General features: G+C 41.1%; 17 protein-coding genes. 15 read left to right on the top strand and 2 right to left on the bottom strand.

The window, feature by feature from the left end:
* From PSF67_RS00650 to PSF67_RS00635, 4 genes are all read left to right on the top strand, one after another.
* Complete coding sequence (locus PSF67_RS00650) at positions 1-813, top strand: ABC transporter permease (protein ID WP_102137865.1); 813 nt, start codon at positions 1-3, stop codon at positions 811-813.
* A complete protein-coding gene (locus PSF67_RS00645; RefSeq protein WP_102137864.1) occupies positions 807-1,583 on the top strand; it encodes an ATP-binding cassette domain-containing protein in 777 nt (258 codons plus the stop codon). The genes PSF67_RS00650 and PSF67_RS00645 overlap by 7 nt, the downstream gene beginning before the upstream one ends.
* A gap of 14 nt (positions 1,584-1,597) precedes the next feature.
* Positions 1,598-2,197, top strand: coding sequence for an ATP-binding cassette domain-containing protein (locus PSF67_RS00640; RefSeq protein ID WP_206276107.1), 600 nt, complete (start codon positions 1,598-1,600; stop codon positions 2,195-2,197).
* A 195-nt stretch (positions 2,198-2,392) separates the two neighbouring features.
* Positions 2,393-4,450, top strand: coding sequence for a TonB-dependent receptor family protein (locus PSF67_RS00635; protein WP_272676370.1), 2,058 nt, complete (start codon positions 2,393-2,395; stop codon positions 4,448-4,450).
* A gap of 38 nt (positions 4,451-4,488) precedes the next feature.
* Here the strand turns inward: PSF67_RS00635 and PSF67_RS00630 are convergent, their stop codons facing one another.
* Positions 4,489-5,205 (bottom strand): Crp/Fnr family transcriptional regulator, encoded by a 717-nt coding sequence (locus PSF67_RS00630; RefSeq protein ID WP_102137860.1) that lies wholly within the window; start codon positions 5,203-5,205, stop codon positions 4,489-4,491.
* Between the two features lie 95 nt (positions 5,206-5,300).
* Between PSF67_RS00630 and PSF67_RS00625 the strand changes: the two genes are divergently transcribed.
* The 8 genes from PSF67_RS00625 (at position 5,301) to PSF67_RS00590 (ending at position 13,681) form a co-directional block, all read left to right on the top strand.
* On the top strand, positions 5,301-6,389 hold the full coding sequence (locus PSF67_RS00625; protein WP_272676368.1) for an ABC transporter substrate-binding protein: 1,089 nt from the start codon (positions 5,301-5,303) through the stop codon (positions 6,387-6,389).
* Positions 6,382-7,401, top strand: coding sequence for a FecCD family ABC transporter permease (locus PSF67_RS00620; protein WP_195697690.1), 1,020 nt, complete (start codon positions 6,382-6,384; stop codon positions 7,399-7,401). Before PSF67_RS00625 ends, PSF67_RS00620 begins: the two co-directional genes overlap by 8 nt.
* The gene (locus PSF67_RS00615; RefSeq protein ID WP_102137857.1) at positions 7,398-8,138 is read left to right on the top strand and encodes an ABC transporter ATP-binding protein; all 741 of its coding nucleotides are present in this window, start codon (positions 7,398-7,400) and stop codon (positions 8,136-8,138) included. The genes PSF67_RS00620 and PSF67_RS00615 overlap by 4 nt, the downstream gene beginning before the upstream one ends.
* A 36-nt stretch (positions 8,139-8,174) precedes the next feature.
* Entirely contained in the window at positions 8,175-8,540 is a 366-nt protein-coding gene (locus PSF67_RS00610; RefSeq protein WP_102137856.1) for a cupin domain-containing protein, read from the top strand.
* A 13-nt stretch (positions 8,541-8,553) separates the two neighbouring features.
* Positions 8,554-9,324, top strand: a complete 771-nt coding sequence (locus tag PSF67_RS00605; protein WP_102137855.1) for a class I SAM-dependent methyltransferase — start codon at positions 8,554-8,556, stop codon at positions 9,322-9,324.
* 214 nt (positions 9,325-9,538) lie between these two features.
* The gene (locus PSF67_RS00600) at positions 9,539-11,740 is read left to right on the top strand and encodes a TonB-dependent siderophore receptor (protein WP_272676364.1); all 2,202 of its coding nucleotides are present in this window, start codon (positions 9,539-9,541) and stop codon (positions 11,738-11,740) included.
* 120 nt (positions 11,741-11,860) lie between these two features.
* On the top strand, positions 11,861-12,961 hold the full coding sequence (locus PSF67_RS00595) for an ABC transporter substrate-binding protein (protein WP_272676362.1): 1,101 nt from the start codon (positions 11,861-11,863) through the stop codon (positions 12,959-12,961).
* A 420-nt stretch (positions 12,962-13,381) separates the two neighbouring features.
* Positions 13,382-13,681, top strand: a complete 300-nt coding sequence (locus PSF67_RS00590; RefSeq protein ID WP_036958008.1) for an HdeA/HdeB family chaperone — start codon at positions 13,382-13,384, stop codon at positions 13,679-13,681.
* 120 nt (positions 13,682-13,801) lie between these two features.
* Here PSF67_RS00590 and PSF67_RS00585 read toward each other — a convergent pair whose 3' ends face one another.
* Positions 13,802-14,701 (bottom strand): LysR family transcriptional regulator, encoded by a 900-nt coding sequence (locus tag PSF67_RS00585; protein WP_102137852.1) that lies wholly within the window; start codon positions 14,699-14,701, stop codon positions 13,802-13,804.
* 99 nt (positions 14,702-14,800) lie between these two features.
* Here PSF67_RS00585 and PSF67_RS00580 point away from each other — a divergent pair, with 99 nt between their 5' ends.
* The 3 genes from PSF67_RS00580 (at position 14,801) to PSF67_RS00570 (ending at position 18,138) form a co-directional block, all read left to right on the top strand.
* Positions 14,801-16,132, top strand: a complete 1,332-nt coding sequence (locus PSF67_RS00580) for an MFS transporter (RefSeq protein ID WP_272676360.1) — start codon at positions 14,801-14,803, stop codon at positions 16,130-16,132.
* The gene (locus PSF67_RS00575; RefSeq protein ID WP_272676358.1) at positions 16,133-16,525 is read left to right on the top strand and encodes a hypothetical protein; all 393 of its coding nucleotides are present in this window, start codon (positions 16,133-16,135) and stop codon (positions 16,523-16,525) included.
* A 152-nt stretch (positions 16,526-16,677) separates the two neighbouring features.
* A complete protein-coding gene (locus PSF67_RS00570; protein ID WP_272676356.1) occupies positions 16,678-18,138 on the top strand; it encodes an MFS transporter in 1,461 nt (486 codons plus the stop codon).
* Positions 18,139-18,194: the final 56 nt, after the last annotated feature.

Genomic DNA, 18,194 nt, shown 5'->3' with positions numbered 1-18,194 from the left:
ATGACATATAACCCGAATCGCGCTTTGCTTAAGTTAGCTTTCTCGTTGCTTTTATTGGTCATCGTCAGTATCTATGCGTTTGGTTTCTCCCTCAATGATATTGAAATGAATTTACTCGATAGGCGGCTGCCTCCGTCGTGGGCACATCTATTTGGTACAGATAATTTAGGGCGTGACTTATTTGCCAGAACCTTTCAAGGTGTGGCAACCAGTTTGCAAATCGGCCTTATGGCTGCCATTACCAGTGGTTTTATTGCACTTGTCATGGCGGGGTTATCTTCAATAAGCAAAGCCATGGACTATGTGGTGCGTGGTATTATTGATGCCATGTTGGCATTACCCCATCTTTTATTGCTGGTATTGATTTGTTTCACGTTGGGAGGCGGAAAAATGGGGGTTATTTGGGCGGTTGCACTAACGCATTGGCCAAAACTAGCCTTGATTTTACGTTCGGAGTTACAACGAGTTAGCCAGTCAGATTACATTATGTTATCTCAACGTATTGGTAATAGTGCATTTTATCGCTGGCGCTATCACTACTTACCCATGATTTTGCCGCAATGGATGGTAGGAACGTTATTAATGTTTCCCCACGCAGTATTACACAGCGCAGCATTAAGCTTTTTAGGTTTTGGTTTATCGCCCCATGAGCCCTCACTGGGCATTTTATTGTCTGATGCGTTGCGTTATCTCAGCACAGGAGCTTGGTGGCTGGTGGTTTTTCCAGGCGTTGCCTTAGTTGGATTAGTGTTATTATTTGACCAATTTGCCAAAGCCTTGCAGCAGTTATGGTTGAAGGGGGCCGTATGTTGAGTCTTGATAATCTCACCGTGGATGTCGCGCAATTTCGTTGGTTAGGGCGTAAACGTTGGGCGCCATTACTACAAGGGATTTCCTTGGATATTCAGCCCGGTGAGATGGTTGCACTGGTAGGTGGGAGCGGAGAAGGTAAGAGCTTGTTATTACAGAGTGTTTTGGGGTTGCTTCCCCATAATATGCGCTGTCGTGGCGGTATTCACCTTAATGGTAAAAAACTGACCGAACAAAACAAAGCGCAGCACCGTGGTAACGCATTATGTTATATCCCTCAAGGGGTTAGCGCACTTAATCCGTTAATTCGTATCGGCCCACAATTAGAACGTGCCGCTGTGTTAAGTGGGCAGCACATTAAAATGCACGATGTCGCGCGGCATTTACAGCAATATAATCTACAAAGCTCACTCGTGGATAGCTACCCAAACCAGTTATCTGGTGGAATGGCAAAACGGGTACTTGCCAGCAGTGCGACACTCTCCTGCGCACAATATATTTTAGCGGATGAAATTTCATCATGGTTGGATGATGACCATGCCATGCAGCTACTCGAAAACATTAAATCGCTCTGCCACGATGGCCGAGGTGTTTTATGGGTCACCCATGATTTGTCCATGGCAGTGCGTTTTGCTGACCGTATTGCCTTATTGCGTAACGGAGCATTGGAAGAAGTGTTAAGTAGCCAAACGCTACAACAAGGTGGCGGTGGAAAATGGTTGCAGTCGTTGTGGAATGCGTTACCGGAACATCAATTTATGGCAAGTAAATGAGTATCACTGAACCTATTTTACAAGTAAATAATTTATGCATTGAACAAGGTGGGCGGCGGCTGTGGGATGGCTTTAACTTATCACTCGCTAGCGGTGAACGCCTTGGGATCTCTGCGCCTAGTGGGTTTGGTAAAACTACGTTGGGCCGAGTATTGGCTCAGTGGCAAAAGGCATCTCAAGGAACCATTTTGTTTGAAGGGCGACGGCTACCTCAACAAGGCTATTGCCCGATTCAATTAGTCCCTCAGCATCCAGAAAAAAGTTTTAACCCATACCGTAAGGTCGGTGCGAGTTTGTTTGATGCTTGGCAGCCAGACTCCCATTGGTTAGCACGTTTTTCAATTAAACCTGCTTGGCTAGAAAGGCTTCCCAGTGAGTTATCCGGTGGTGAGCTTGCTCGTATTGCGTTACTGCGAGCCCTTGACCCGCGAACGAAAATTTTAATTGCCGATGAGGTCACTGCGCAATTAGACGCTAATTTGCAAAAAGAGATTTGGCAGTTGTTAGTGAAATTATCCGAAGAGCGGCCACTAGCAATGGTTATTTTTAGCCATAACAAAGCGTTATTAGAGAAAGTGTGTAGCCGTATTTGGACTGCGAATACACTACTATGAAATAAAATGGGTTATTAATCCTTTGATACCCACAGTAACTTAAAGTACCACTTGGCTAATTACATGTGTGATTAGCCTGAAAATGAAGTTCACTCTAGGCATTTTTGACAAATGTCATAGGGATATCAATTCCCATCCTCTATTTTAAACCCCTCAAATGAAAATGATAACCATTACTATTATTGGGGTGAATATATGTCTTATCGTTTAAAACGGCACCAATTGGCGCATTGTATTGCACTCACTTTAGGCATCGGATCTTTGGCGACACCAATTGGGTTCGCTGCACCAGCAGTAACAGCAGATAAACTGATCGTCACGTCTTCAACAGGGCAAAGCCGCTTGGTACCGAGTGAACAGCAAGAAAAAGATAAACTCGAAAAAGTGGCAGGCGGAACAAATTTAGTGGTTATCGAAAAAGAGACTCGCCTTGCGACTTTACAAGATGCCCTTGATTACCAGCCAGGGCTGGTGATCCAGAATTTCTTTGGAGGGATTGACCAGCCGCGTTTGAATATTCGTGGCTCAGGAGTGCAAAGTGCACCGCTTGCCCGTGGTGTGTTGCTGCTCCAAGATGGTTTACCTGCAACGGATGCAGATGGCAGTTTTCATATCAGTACCTTAGAAATGCGTGATGCGCGGATGGTGAGCGTACGCCGTGGTGCAAATAGCCTGAACCCACAGAGCAATAGTTTGGGGGGAGAATTGGACGTGCTCTCTTACACAGGTCGAAACGAACAAGGCCGACTACGCTATGAGTACGGCTCTCATGGGCGCGAAGGGTTGCAAACGGCATTCGGTGGTGTTTCTGACGATGGGGTACTTGATGGGCGTGTTAATTTTACCTACGACCATTTTGATGGTTATCGAAAACATTCTTCTTCTCAACGCAAAACTTTACGCAGTAACTTTGGTTATGTGACCGATAACTTTGAAAACCGAACTTGGTTGAGCTGGACAGACTTGCGTTTTGATGTTGCAGGGCCCGTTTCCGAAGAGGTACTAAATAATAACCCAACGGATGTGTACCCGATGGTATGGTTGCGTGACCCACACCGTAATGTTGAGCAATTGCGAGTGGCTAACCGCTCTGACTGGCAAGTGGATAACCAAGCGATTGGCGCAGGAGTTTGGCACATTCGTACCCATGATAATTTTACCACCCCTGCGTACTATCGCTTTAGCCGCAGCCACAGTGAAGGGCTGCAACTTACCTATAATATTGAAACTGAACCCGTTACTTATCGCACGGCACTTGCTTGGGACCAAATGACCTTGCAGACCGAATTAATGCAAAACCGTAAAGGAACACCAGCAGACAAAACAAAAATAGGTAAATATGATGGCCGAGCTGAAAACCTCTACGGCAGTGTTGGGGTGGATTTACATATTACGCCAACCGTGACAGTTAATTTAGATGTCAAAGGTACGCATGCACGCCGTGATGTGGAAAAACGGCAAAGTCATTTGTCGTTAGACCAAAGTTGGACATTTTGGACACCAAAAGCGGGTGTTATTTGGCGCCCAACAGAAAGTCAGCGCTACTTTGCCAATATCAGTGCGAGTGAAGAACCAGCGACATTTTGGGAAATTATTAACTCCAGCAATGGAAAATTGACGAAACTTTCACCACAAAAAGCCATCACTTATGAAATTGGAGGGGAAGGGGATGTCACGGATGGGTTGAAATGGAACTTAGCGCTGTATCGTAGCCAAATTAAAGATGAGTATATCACCACTTATGACAGTGCAGGAACTGTCGTGGGCGTGTTTAATTATGCCGCGAAAACTCGCCATCAAGGTTTAGAAGCAGGGCTTGCAGGACGCGTTGGCACAGGGCCGGGAGATATTAATTACCGAGTTTCTTGGACTTATAACGATTTTCGCTTTATGGGCGGAGAATATAATGGCAACTATATCGCGGGTATTCCACGCAATATTGTCGCTGCCGAGGTGCTATATGAAATTGGGGATTGGAGTGTTGGACCGAATATTCATTGGGCGCCAACAGATATGGCTGTTGACCACCAAAACAACCTTGATATTCAAAAACGTAAACATTATGCCGTACTGGGACTTAAAGGCAGTTATAAGCCAACAGAGCAGTGGTCTGTGTATTTATCGATGGATAATTTAACGGATGAACGTTATGCGACAACATCGGTTGCTAACCAAACCGTCACCGCAAAAGACAGTACCTTATTCCCCGGTATGGGGTTTAATGTGAATGGTGGCGTAACCTATAATTTCTAATAATAAATAACGCATTAATATTGGTTAATGCGTTATGCCTAAAATGGACGCTGTGCAGAAATAGATAATTGCGTTAAGTAGTTTTCATTATGGATATGCACAGTGTCTTTTTCGATATCAATAAATCCTTTTTGCCGCCAGCCAGAAACCAACCGGCTGAGTGTTTCGTAGCGTATGCCTAATTTAGCCGCGAGCTGGCCTCGTGATAAAGGCAAAATAATATTTGAAGTCAATTGCTTGTGTTTTAAATCAAGGATATAAGCGGCTAGTCGTTGCTCCGCAGAACTCGAGGTTAGCCAATCGATATGGTTAATGTTTTCATACAGTTTGCTACTAAAACGCATGAGTAATTTTTCCATAATCTGTGGGCAAGCATGGCAAAGCCGCAAAATATCGCGTTTATCGAGTAGCAAGGCTTCACCGTCGGTTTTCGCCCGTAAACTCATCGGATAGCGGTTGTGCGGCATAAAAACCGCGGCGATGGCAACGATTTCCCCTGTACAAAATAAACCGAAAATTTTTTCCTCGCCCAGATAAGTGTGGCGGTACACCTCGATTTGCCCGCTTATCATTAGGGGGCAATGTTTGAATGGCTCCCCTTCATGGTTCAGAATTTCACCACTTTTAAAGCGAATATAGCCACAATTTTCCAGTAGTAATGCCAGTTTTTCATCTTCTACTTCATTAAACAGCAAGCACGATTTAAGGGCATTGAGCGATTGTGTATGGGGGAAAACGTTTTTGACAAATGTCATAGGTCATCCACTTACGTCGTCTTAGAATGGCTTGAGTATAAATGATAATCATACACATTATCAATTGAGATATTAGCAGAGAGCTGAATAACCCTATGATAAATAATGCTTTTAGACTAGCCGCTGTTTTTCTAACTATTGGTGGGATGGCCAATGCAAGCGCATCACAAGCCGTTGATTTCACAGATATGTCAGGTGATGAAATTCATTTATCAGCCCCTGCAAAACGTATTGTCGTGATCCCAATTCCCGCTGCTTCGATGTTAGTTGGCATGGATGAAAGCAGTGAAAAATTAGTCGGAATGCACCCTTTTGCAAAGGTTGCCGCTCGGGACGGCATGCTAAGCCAAATGTTTTCACCAGTTTTACAGGTGAATTCAAATGTTGTGGGGAATAATTTTACGCCAAATATTGAAGCGTTACTTAATGTCGAGCCCGATCTGGTATGGCAATGGGGGCACCGAGGGGATGACATTATCTCACCAATGCGAGATGCGGGGCTGACTGTTGCTACGTTAGATTATGGGCAAGAGCGCTATACGCAAGAGTGGGTTCGCTTAATGGGGCAAACACTTGGCCACAATGATAAAGCACAAAAAATGATCCAGTGGCGCCAAGAGGTAGTGACCTCACTCTCCTCTACAGCCGCTAAAATTCCTGAATCTGAACAGCCTCGAGTTTTATATCTTTCACACTTTAATCAAAGCATTCAAACGTTTGGTTCAACATCGCACAACAATGCGGATTTTGCGCTAGCGGGTGGAGTAAGTTTAAACCGTGACCTCACAGGGCCAAGAACCCTCAATATTGAGCAAATCCTGGTTTGGGATCCTGACATTATTCTCTTGGGGAATTTCGAAGAGGGGTTATCGCCAGCTGACGTTTATCGTAACCCTATGTTAAGTGAAGTCACTGCAGTGAAAAACCAGCGCGTGTATAAACTCCCCATTGGTGGTTTTATCTGGGATGCACCAAACCAAGAGACCCCACTGTACTGGCAATGGCTATCAATGATTTTTCACCCAGAAACGATGAAAATGCCATTGCGGGAAGAAATTCATCTGCGATATCAGCAACTTTATGGCTATGACGTTTCGGATGAACAAATAGACGGCATATTGCAAATGGAGATGAACAAAAGTAGCCAACACTATCTTTCTTTAATGGGGAAACCGCATGCGTAGGCCCCAATATCTTTGGCTTGTTTTCGCTATTTGCCTATTGTTGACTTTTGTTTTGGCACTCAGCTGTGGCCGCTACCCAGTTTCGTTTTCCGCGGTTTGGCATATTCTCTATGACACTATTTTTGGTAACGAAATGGTGGGGAACTATAGTCGTACAGAACAAAATGTTGTGCTGAATGTACGTTTACCACGTGTTCTGATAGCCGGTACAGCAGGGGCGGGGTTAGCCGTTGCGGGGGCGGCTTTGCAGGGGATTTTCCGTAACCCATTAGTTGGGCCACAAATTATTGGTGTTTCATCAGGCGCCGCACTCGGCGGGGCTTTAGCCATTTTATTATTTTCCTCTTTAGTTATCACCATTTCATTCGCTTTCATCGGTGGGTTGTTGGCTATCGTACTGGTTTTTTTACTTGGTTTGAATCGCCAAGGCAGCCAGCTATTAATGTTGATCCTCGCTGGAGTCATTATTAATGCTTTTTTTGCTGCATTAATTTCGTTAATTACTTATTTTGCAGACCCAAACAACACGTTACAAACCATTGTTTTCTGGCTTATGGGCAGCTTTGCCAGTGCGTCTTACCTCAAACTCAATATTGTTTTTCCGGTTGTGCTGGTCTGTGTTTTGGTTATTTTTGCACTGCGTTTTCGTATCAATGTGCTGTCCCTTGGGGAAGAAAATGCACAAGCCTTAGGGATGAAAATCAATAGAACCCGTTGGGCGGTGTTACTCAGCGTTACTTTGATCACCAGTGCGACAGTAGCGGTATCCGGCACTATTGGCTGGGTAGGGCTAATTGTTCCCCATATTGCACGATTAATGGTAGGGCATGACCACCGAATATTACTGCCTGCCAGTGCCGTCATTGGTGGGATTTATATGGTGGCTGTTGACACTTTCGCACGCAGTATGACCAATGCAGAAATTCCATTGAGTGTGATCACCGCACTGATCGGCGCCCCCATTTTTGCGTTACTTATCCATACATTAAATAAAAAGGTGGCCGATTTATGATCCAAGTTGAACACCTTAATTTCAAAATTGCCCAACGCCAGTTATTTACCAACTTAAGTTTTCGGCAACCAAAAGGCAGTATTGGCGCAATCTTAGGGCCAAATGGTCGTGGTAAAACAACCTTATTAAAGCTCTTACTCGGCTTACAAAAAGGGGCAACGGGCAATATTTTATTGAATGCACCGGTCGCTTATGTTCCACAGCTTAGTGGTTCACTGTTTCATTATTCTGTTCGCACAATGGTGAGTCTCGGGCGTATTCGTCACCTGCCTTGGTATGCCTCACCTAATGAAAAAGATCACCAAATTGTAGATCAATGCCTAGCGTACTTAGGCATAAGCAAATTTGCGGACCAACCCTTTAACTGCCTCAGTGGCGGGGAAAAACAGATGGTCATGATTGCGAGAGCATTAGCCAGTGAACCAGAAATCCTGATCCTTGACGAACCGACTTCCGCATTGGATCTCGCCAACCAAGACAGTGTGCTCAGCGTATTACGTGACTTAGCCATACACCGCGGAATGACTATTTTGTTTACGAGTCATTATCCACAACATGCGCTGCATATCGCTGATTATTCACTGTTGTTATTTAACGGCAGCGGTTGTTTATTTGGTGAAACTGAACAAATTTTAACGGAAGAAAACCTGACACAGCTGTACCAATTACCTGTCGCAATTACGCCAATGGATTATCAAGGCCGGCAGACCCAAGGGGTCATTCCGCTATTTAGATAACTGAATGAAAACGATTGAATTAAGGAATATAAAACGATGAGCAATAACACAGTAAGCAGTAACACTATAACACCCGCAGAAGCGCTGATTATCAACCAGTTAATTAATTATACTGAACAGGGGATTGCTAGCCGTGTATTAGCGAAGAATGGCGGGGGAAATATCACCTTATTTGCTTTTGATAAAGGCCAAGCGCTATCTGAACACAGCGCCCCTTTTGACGCTATTGTAATGGTTGTTGAAGGGAGTTTACAACTCACCATCGAAGGAAAGCCTGTGATGGCTAAACCGGGGGAAATTGTCAGAATGCCCGCCAATATTCCTCATGCGGTAGATGCGCTAGAGCCCGCAAAAATGTTGTTAGTTATGTTACGTGAGCCTGAAACGGCTTGTACACACTAGCTTGGAGGTGCGAATGGACCAATCATTTACCGCCCATGAAGCTGGGCACAAATTTTTAGCGCGCTTGGGAAAAAAACGCCTACGCCCAGGGGGAAAAGAAGCCACCGAGTGGCTACTTAGCCAATCAGGGTTACACAAGAACAGCCAAGTTCTTGAAGTCGCGTGTAATATGGGAACCACAGCTATTGAAATAGCCTCCCAATTTCATTGCCATATTACGGGTATTGATATGGATAAGCAGGCGCTCGCTCAAGCACAAAAAAATGTGGCGAATAAAGGGTTAACAGATTTAGTGACAATCCAAATGGCGGATGCATCAAAATTACCATTTGAAGATAACAGCTTTGATGTGGTCATTAATGAAGCCATGCTGACCATGTATGGTGATAAAGCGAAAGCGAAGTTATTGCAGGAGTATTATCGAGTACTAAAACCGGGGGGCTGTCTGTTAACCCACGATATTGCATTTAAGGATGCCCAAGCGGTACAAAATGTGGTTTCTCAAATGCAGCAGGCGATTAATGTCAAAGCGCAGCCATTACCTGAGACACAATGGGTGGAATTGTTTCAACAAGCGGGTTTCCAGCAAGTGGTATCTCATACAGGGCCAATGACGTTGCTATCACCAAAAGGGCTGATTTACGATGAAGGTATATTCGGTGCATTAAAGATTGTCCGTAATGCATTGAAGAAAGAAAATCGTCCCCAATTTTTGCGTATGTTCCGTCATTTTCGGCAAAATCGTGGAAAATTGAATTATATCGCTGTCGTTAGCGTGAAGTAATTAATAGGAAGGCTTTGCGCAAGGATGCGTGACTAGTACTGAATAACCTTTCATTTTTTGTTGTTAATAATAATAATTCTTATATTTATCTTGATTCTTAGTTACTGTTGTTAATAATTATTTGATAAAATAATAAACAGTAATTTAATTATGCATTGTGATTTATTTTTTAGATTCAATAACAGCAATTCTAATAATGTAAAGGTTTAATTTAATGAAAATAAAGCATTTCTTTATTATCTCCCCTTGCTTTCTCCCTTTTATTTCTCCCTCTGTATTTGCCGTTGATAAAAATGAAGAATCCATAACCGTATCCGCTACACGTGGCTATAAATCGGTTTCAGAAATGGCACAAACCACATGGGTGATTGATAATGCTGAAATTGAGCAGCAAGCTGAAGGTGGAAAAGAATTAAAAGACATTTTAGCGCAGCTTATTCCAGGAATGAGTGTCAGCGGCCAAGGGCGGACAAACTATGGCATGAATATGCGTGGCCGTTCAATGATTGTGATGGTTGATGGGGTACGCCTTAACTCTTCTCGTAGTGATAGCCGCCAATTAGACTCCATCGATCCTTTTAATATTAACCATATCGAAGTTATTTCAGGTGCTACGGCGATGTACGGTGGCGGTAGCAGCGGCGGCTTGATTAATATTGTGACGAAAAAAGGCCAAGAAGAAAAACAAGTTTCCCTGCAATTAGGTGGAAAAACAGGCTTTAACAATGGTAAAGATCACGATGAAAATATTGCTGCAGCAGTAAGTGGTGGTAACGAGAACGCTCACGGACGTGTTTCTGTTGCTTATCAACGCTATGGCGGTTGGTATGATGGTAAAGGTAATGCGATTAATATCGATAATACCCAAACAGGGTTACAATTTTCTGAACGCTTGGATGTGATGGCGTCAGGTACTATCAAAATCGATGAAAAACAACAGGTTCAAGCTGTTTATCAGCATTATAAAAGTGAGTCTGATGGTAAACACGGCCTCTATTTAGGAAAAAATTTTTCCGCGGTTAAAGGGCAAGGTGATGCTTATAACAGCAGTAAATTAAGTTCTGACCGTTTGCCGGGAACTGAGCGTAATTTGCTCAACTTACAATATTCAAATGCAGATGTATTTGGGCAGGATTTTGTTGCACAGGTTTATTATCGTGATGAATCACAAAAGTTTTATCCCTTCCCAACCCTTACAGGCAAAGATGTTACAAGTATCAGCTCATCGGATCAAAAAACCAATTTTTATGGAACTAAGCTGACGTTCAATAGCCAACCTATCGATGAATTAACGTTAACTTATGGTGTGGATGCAGAGCATGAGCAATTTCGCGCGAACCAAATGTTTTTTGATTTAGATAAAGCGAAAGAATCCGGGGGAATGGACTTAACTAAAGCTTTCCAAATTGGCCGCTATCCAAGCTATACCACGACGAATATGGCGACATTTTTACAAAGTAGTTATGACATTACGCCAATGTTCACGTTAAGCGGTGGTGTGCGTTATCAGTACACAGAAAATAAAGTGGATGATTTTATTGGTTATGCACAGCAAGAAGCCATTGCTAACGGCAAAGGCAAATCAGCCGATGCAGTACCGGGTGGGAAAACGGATTACAACAACTTACTGTTTAACGCAGGGTTGCTGGTTAACCTAACCGAAGAGCAACAAACATGGTTTAATTTCTCTCAAGGTTTTGAAATTCCTGATATTGCTAAGTACTACGGAACTGGTGACTATGCGAAGACTCCAGATGCCAATGGCCACTATCATCTAAATAAAAGCGTTAACATTAATGATACCAAGGTAAAAGGAATCAAGGTTAACTCCTTTGAGTTAGGATGGCGCTACACAGGGGAAAACCTGCTCACGCAAGTTGCTACCTATTATTCATTATCTGATAGAAGCTACGGCATTAATAAAGATGACATGAGCATCTATATGAAAACCGATAAACGCCGTATCTATGGGGTAGAAGGTGCGGTGGATTACTTCTTTGCTGATTCAGATTGGAGTGTTGGAAGTAACTTCAATCTACAAAAATCAGAAACTAAAGTAGATGGTAGTTGGGAAAAATGGAGCGTTGATTTCGCGAGCCCATCAAAAGTGAATGCCTATATTGGTTGGGAGCCGAATGACTGGGCACTACGTTTACAAAGCCAGCAAACGTTCAATTTAACGGATGCGGCTGGTAAGAAACTTGATGGCTATAATACCGTTGATTTATTAGGAAGTTATATGTTGCCAGTGGGTAAAGTCAGTTTTGCAGTTGAAAACTTACTGGATAAAAATTACTCCACAATTTGGGGGCAACGAGCACAAAGCTTATATAGCCCTAAATACGGTGCTGCAAACCTGTACGATTATAAAGGCCGTGGTCGAACCTTTGCTCTGAATTACAGTGTGACGTTCTAGTTTATTTTCAAAACCTATTCGACTTGCTGCCAAACATAATATATTTGGCAGCAGTTTGAAGCCACTTTACAGTGGCTTTATTCATACCAACCTTTTTAAATTTAAGGTAAAAGATTTTCCATGAAATTATTTCTCACAGGATTATTGTGCTTACTAAGCTTTTGGGGGCAGGCAAAAACGCCAACGGTGATCACCGACTTACAAGGCCGTGAAGTCACAGTTAATCTTCCCGTTGAAAAGTTATTTCTGGTGGATAGCCGTGATATTTTGCCAGTAGATATTGCTGCGGGTAAAAGTGGGATATCTCGTATCGCGGGTTGGAGTGATTCGCTTACACAATACGCACCAGATTTAAAACAAGCTTATTTCAGTGTGTTGCCTGAATTAGGCCAAATTCCAACGTTAAAGAAAACTCGTGAAGCCGGTCTCCAAGTTGAAAAACTGATCGAGTTAATGCCTGATGTGGTAATTATGCATAAGGCTAATTATGGTGCGATGCGTGATAGCCAAATTTTACCGCAACTTGAAGCCGCTGGTATCCAAGTCATTTTTATTGATTTTCGAATGGATATCGCGAAAAACACGCCAAAAAGTATTCTATTATTAGGTGAATTATTAGGAACACAAGAAAGAGCGGAACGATTTGCGAAGCTGTACCACGAAAAATTAGGTGCGATTGAAAGCCAATTATCTCAGCCATTTCCAACTGTCTTGATTGAAGCGAATGCAGGGTTATTTAGCGATAATTGTTGTCAACTTTATGGTCGTTCAGGTTATGGTTCTTTAGCGGCCCTGGCAGGCGGAAATAATCTTGTTGCAGATAGCTTCCCTGCAAAAGGGGCTGAAAGTTCCATTGAGAATATTATTACATTAAACCCAGAATATTATTTACTGACAGGCGCCGATTGGCACAACTTTAATCGTCGCTCGCTCGCAGTAAGCTTAGGATATAATGCAAATAAAGCTAACGTGCAGAAGCAGTTATCAGTATTAATGGATAGACAAGGGATCTCATCATTAACGGCAGTTAAAGAAAAGCGCGTTATGGCGATTTACCATAATTTTTACAACAACCCGATGAATATATTTGCCATTGAAGCTATGGCTAAATTTATGCATCCAAAACGATTTAGCGCATTAAATCCAGAACAAAACTTAGTCGAATTTCAAAATCAATTTACAGAGATCCGAGAAACAGGGGTGTTTTGGGTGAGTTTATAGACAAAGTCACCCTTCGCCTTTTGAAGTATAAGTATCAAGATGGTAAATCATGTTTTTATTATCTTAGATACTTATTTTAAATTAAATTTTTAATCGGTTAGATATGATGTTTATGTCTTCTGAGTCATACTTCTTCTGTGTAAATGAACCAATTAAAGACCCTGCAGAGATGGAAGTAAAAGTAATATAGTTAAATATTTATGGCCACTTTTTATAAGTGGCTTTTCTATAAAAACAAATCTTATATTGATGCTCTAATTAAGTTGTCATTTGTAATTTATTGTTCTTATTGTTTGTTATTCTATTTTTAATTCAGTATAAATTTAATCATCAAAATTAGAATATATAATTTATATAAATAATATGCTAATAATAGCTAGCCACATAATTCTATATTTTAAATTTTCAATGGAGTTCAAAATGAGAAAGGTTATTATATCTAGCGTATTATTTGCAGTGTCTACAATTTCATTTAACTCAATGGCAGCAGACAAAAATACGGTTACACCTGAAAATATGACTTGCCAGCAATTTATTAATTTAGATCCTCAAAGTTGGGCACCTGTTGCGTTATGGGTAACAAACCAAGAAACGCAATTTAAAGGTGGGGATTATGTTGCGCTAACAGAGCAAAGTGTTGCTGAAGTCCCTCAGATTGTTGAGTTTTGTAAGAAAAAACCGGAAGGTACTCTGCAAGATTATTTAGCATCTAAGAAATAAAGCAGACTATTATGCCATGGAAGGCATAATAGGCATTACCAACGAGAAGGATAAGCTTTTATTCTATGGTCGATTAGAAACTAAATTTTTGAAACATTTAACCTGTCTATCTCTATATTTTTATTTATTTACAGCTAATTTATCAGCTAAGTAATCAATAAAAGCACGTGTCTTAGCCGGTAAAACAAGAGTATTTGGATAAAGTAATTGAATATTTTGTTTAGGTAAATGGTATTCAGGTAATACATGAACTAAGCGTTCATACCGCAAGTCGTCATCAACCATCCAAGCAGGGCATATTGCAATACCTAAAGAAGCTAACACCATATGGTGAATAACGGCGGCAGAATTAGACTCGTATTGGTTTTTAATTATAGGTAAGTAATATTTTTCATTTTTTGCGTTCTGTAAAAAATATTGCGGATCTTGCCAGTTTAATAGGGCATGGTTAATCCATGGAACATTTGCTAAATCAGTGAGTTGTTTTATTGGGTGTTTTTCTATAAATTCCGGGGTGGCGACTAAGTAAATTTCATATTCACCCAGTTTCTTCATTTTAAGAGATGAGTTCTTTAGGTTGCCTAATCGAATGGATAAATCGAGTTTTTCTGTGATCAGGTCGTCTAAGGATGAGTTAAATGAATATTGTAACCGTAGCTTAGGATAAAGACGGCAAAATTCAGGAAGTAGTGGCAAAATAAAACGTTGGCCAAACTCACTCGTTGATGAAAAACGCAGCAAACCGGCAATATTAGTGCCTAAATTTTGGCTTCTTTCAAAAGCTTCATCTATTTGACTTTGAATACGTTTAAAGTCGTCATAGAAATGTTTTCCCACTTCTGTTAATGCAATATTTCGCGTATTTCGTGTTAGCAAGCTTACATTGAGCTGAGCTTCTAATTGTTTGATATCCACACTAACCATAGAGCGGCTTAGCCCTAAAATATCTGCGGCTTTCGTGAATGAACCGGAGTCAACAACTTGTAGAAAGCTGATAATCTTTTTGAGATTTTTTTGCATAATGACAATGATTGTTCTTTTTTATTAAACAATCATGTTACCTCCCTTGTATCGACAAAGAAAGTACTTAAATCTATTCTTTGCCACTGGAGGAAGTCCATGACTTATCGATACAAAATCGCCACAGTATTTTTACTCGGTTTCTTTATTGATTGTATTAATATTTTTATGTCAGCGATAGCATTACCTGATATTGCATCGTCATTTTCAGCGAGCCAATCTCAAGTTGCTTGGGTTGCCAATGGTTATATTTTAGGTTTAGTTCTGGTGATGCCCATCAGTTTATGGCTAGCAGGCAGGCTAGGTAATCAAAAGCTACTTTGCTATTCCATGTTGCTCTTTTCTGTTGCAGCTTGGTTCAGTGGGAGCAGTGATTCAATTTATAGTTTAATTTTTTGGCGTTTTATCCAAGGAGCCGCGGGAGGGTTATTAATTCCTGTAGGTCAGGCACTCGTTTTTGCATTATTTCCAAATAATGATCGTCAGCGTATATCAACATTGATTATGACAGTCGCGTTAATTGCGCCTGCATTCTCACCTGCCATTGGTGGTTTAATTATTGATTCTTTATCTTGGCATTGGGTTTTTTATGCTAATTTACCTTTTTCATTGCTAACGGCCGTACTTGCCTGGGTTTGGATAAAAAATGATGGGAAAACAATAAGAGAAAAGCCAGATATTTTGGGGTTAATAATGGTAAGTTTAAGTTTATTAAGCTTATTATTATCATTCTCTTTTTATAATGACTATCACAATTTATTATTGGCTTTGGTGAGTTTTTCTACTTCAGCCCTTGTATTTATTGTTTATCTTAAATATGCAAAAAAATGTCGAGAACCTATTTTAAATTTTCAGTTATTGAAAAACGCCAATCTGCGTAACGCTTTTATTGTTTACTATGCTGTTCCCGGTATTTTTACAGGGGTTAATTTACTCAATATTTTTAATCTACAAGAGAACATGGGATTCAGTGCGGCACAAACAGGGTTATTCATGGTGCTATATGCATTGGGAGCGGTGATATCAATGTTAACTGGTGGTCGCCTTTATTTGCAGATAGGGAAAAAAAAATTATTTATTATTGGTATTACATTACATAGCCTTGGTATTTTTCTGCTTTATTGGGTTTCATCTTCAAGTCAGCTCTATTTATTAATAATCGCTTATTTATTGATGGGGATGGGTGGTGGATTGAGCGCCAATACTGCACAAATTAGCTCGCTGATGGATTTCAAAGACAAAGATTTACTTCAAGGGAGCGTATTGTGGAATATTAATCGGCAAGTCGCATTTAGTGTGGGTGCCGTCATATTTATTTCTATATTTAGCCTAACGACTTTTTCGAGTGATTTATTACGCTATCAATATACGTTTCTTATCGCATCAATACTCGGGTTACTTTCATTAATTTCAGTGATCAAGGAAAAATAAATGAGTGAAACAATGGAAAGAGCGCTGCAAAGCGTTGTGGACGTACATGTCTTAATTGAGAATGTTTTTATGGGGAGAAATGGTGATAAAAGTTTGGCTCCTCTATTAGCCAGTTTCGATGAGCACTTTAAAATGGTTACAATCCAGGGCCATTGTATTGGATTAAATGAAGTGACTCAGTTATTCAGTCAGAATGTAGGGGCTCGAACATTATTTACAACAGAGTGTATTAATCTGATGCCATTACGCGAAGACAATGGTTATTGCTGGGTTCAATATCAAGAAAAACAGCAAATAAACGGTATTGAGTCGTTAAGAATTTCTGCTGCATGTATCAGGGTCGAAGCAGAAAAGTGTGTCTGGGTTTATTTGCATGAAACTCCAGTAGTGTAAATGAGATAAAATGAGGGTGATAAAACAGAGTAATTACTGTTTTATCACCAACAGACAGCATAAGTTTATAGATGATATTTATTCTCATTTTAATTGACCGTCGGTCGGTCGAGTATTATCATGCTACTATGATCGAAGATGAGGTATAAAAAATGAGACGACTTTTTTTGATCCTAGCTGTTTGCTTGGGCACTTTTATGGCAACGTTAGATATCAGTATTGTAAACGTTGCACTACCTTCTATTGGGCGTGATCTCGATGCGAATATGTCTATGCTACAATGGGTTATTGACGCCTATGCACTATGTTTGTCAGCATTGATCTTGTCTGTTGGCCCTATTAGCGACCGTTATGGGCGTAAAAAAATTTGGCTAACAGGAATTGTTATTTTCACTCTAGGGTCTGCAATTTGTGCATTTTCTACATCGTCGCACATGTTGATAGCGGGGCGTATTATTCAAGGGGTCGCTGCCGCGGCTTTAATTCCTGGGGCACTTTCTATCATTACACAAGCTTTCTCGAATGATATTGAACGTATAAGAATTATTGGTATCTGGTCAGCCGTGAGTGCACTTTCCTTAATTATCGGCCCTATCTTAGGGGGATTTTTAGTCGATAGCTTCAATTGGACAACGATATTCTTAATCAATATCCCGATAGGATTGCTAACATTCCTGTTAGGCTGGCTAGGGATACAAGAAAGTTCAGATCCAGATAAAGCCGCACTGGATCCGATGGGGCAAGCTTTAAGTATCATTGCATTAGGTGGTTTAACCTTTGCTTTAATTGAGGCAGGGGAGCAAGGTTGGGGTAGCTATTTCACATTGAGTGGGTTAATCATTGCAATTATTGCATTCTTAGGATTTATTTGGGTTGAACGCCACGTAGCTCGGCCATTACTACCTTTCTTTTTATTTAAAAAAAATCCATTTTTCTTTCAATATAATATGGCTTCTTTTGCGTTGGGTTTTGCAACTTACAGCAATGTATTTTTTATTGCGCTATTTTTACAAAAAGGCCAAGGGTGGGGGGCATTTGAAGCGGGGATCCGCATGGCACCTGAGTTTATTGCCATGGCTATTTTTTCATTCTCTTTCGGTAAACTCTCTCGCTATTTAAGCGTGCGAAATCTGATGATCTTTGGCTTTATTTTAATCGCGCTGGCTTCATTATTATTAACTCGTGTTAACGCTGAGACACCTTATATACCTATTGCGATAACATTATTTATTTTGGGTGCTGGAATGGGAATATCTACCCCTGCAATTGGGGCACTTGTCATGGCGAGTGTTGATAAGGCCTATTCCGGCATTGCATCCGCTGTTATGAATGCATTGAGGCAAACAGGTATGACCCTCGGTATTGCTCTTTTGGGAACGTTGATGACACATCGCGCTGTAGAGCAGCTATTACAGGATGACAAGTTGGTTGGGATGTTATCGACACAGGAAATCAAACATTTGATTCAAACTTCTTCAGCAATGCCATCTGCCTTTATTGAGCAAGTCACACGGTCAGCTTTTGTTTCTGGTTTTAATGTAGCGATGTTAGGTGGAGCGGTAGCCATAATGATTACTTTATGCCTAATGGCAAGGTATAAATCAGTGAATTAATTGATATTGAGGTTACGGACATAAAAAAACACCTGCCGGAGCAGGTGTTTTTAGGT

It is taken from the genome of Providencia sp. PROV076 (assembly GCF_028483405.1).
Taxonomy (GTDB): Bacteria; Pseudomonadota; Gammaproteobacteria; order Enterobacterales; family Enterobacteriaceae; genus Providencia; species Providencia huaxiensis.
The sequence above is the reverse complement of the archived record's forward strand: the minus strand, read 5'-3'. Positions and strand labels throughout refer to the sequence as shown.

Coding starts and splice junctions, on each gene's coding strand:
- PSF67_RS00600 (WP_272676364.1), top strand. CDS start 9,539: ATGAAAATAAAGCATTTCTTTATTATCTCCCCTTGCTTTCTCCCTTTT.
- PSF67_RS00645 (WP_102137864.1), top strand. CDS start 807: ATGTTGAGTCTTGATAATCTCACCGTGGATGTCGCGCAATTTCGTTGG.
- PSF67_RS00615 (WP_102137857.1), top strand. CDS start 7,398: ATGATCCAAGTTGAACACCTTAATTTCAAAATTGCCCAACGCCAGTTA.
- PSF67_RS00585 (WP_102137852.1), bottom strand. CDS start 14,701: ATGCAAAAAAATCTCAAAAAGATTATCAGCTTTCTACAAGTTGTTGAC.
- PSF67_RS00630 (WP_102137860.1), bottom strand. CDS start 5,205: ATGACATTTGTCAAAAACGTTTTCCCCCATACACAATCGCTCAATGCC.
- PSF67_RS00620 (WP_195697690.1), top strand. CDS start 6,382: ATGCGTAGGCCCCAATATCTTTGGCTTGTTTTCGCTATTTGCCTATTG.
- PSF67_RS00605 (WP_102137855.1), top strand. CDS start 8,554: ATGGACCAATCATTTACCGCCCATGAAGCTGGGCACAAATTTTTAGCG.
- PSF67_RS00635 (WP_272676370.1), top strand. CDS start 2,393: ATGTCTTATCGTTTAAAACGGCACCAATTGGCGCATTGTATTGCACTC.
- PSF67_RS00625 (WP_272676368.1), top strand. CDS start 5,301: ATGATAAATAATGCTTTTAGACTAGCCGCTGTTTTTCTAACTATTGGT.
- PSF67_RS00610 (WP_102137856.1), top strand. CDS start 8,175: ATGAGCAATAACACAGTAAGCAGTAACACTATAACACCCGCAGAAGCG.
- PSF67_RS00580 (WP_272676360.1), top strand. CDS start 14,801: ATGACTTATCGATACAAAATCGCCACAGTATTTTTACTCGGTTTCTTT.
- PSF67_RS00595 (WP_272676362.1), top strand. CDS start 11,861: ATGAAATTATTTCTCACAGGATTATTGTGCTTACTAAGCTTTTGGGGG.
- PSF67_RS00575 (WP_272676358.1), top strand. CDS start 16,133: ATGAGTGAAACAATGGAAAGAGCGCTGCAAAGCGTTGTGGACGTACAT.
- PSF67_RS00570 (WP_272676356.1), top strand. CDS start 16,678: ATGAGACGACTTTTTTTGATCCTAGCTGTTTGCTTGGGCACTTTTATG.
- PSF67_RS00590 (WP_036958008.1), top strand. CDS start 13,382: ATGAGAAAGGTTATTATATCTAGCGTATTATTTGCAGTGTCTACAATT.
- PSF67_RS00650 (WP_102137865.1), top strand. CDS start 1: ATGACATATAACCCGAATCGCGCTTTGCTTAAGTTAGCTTTCTCGTTG.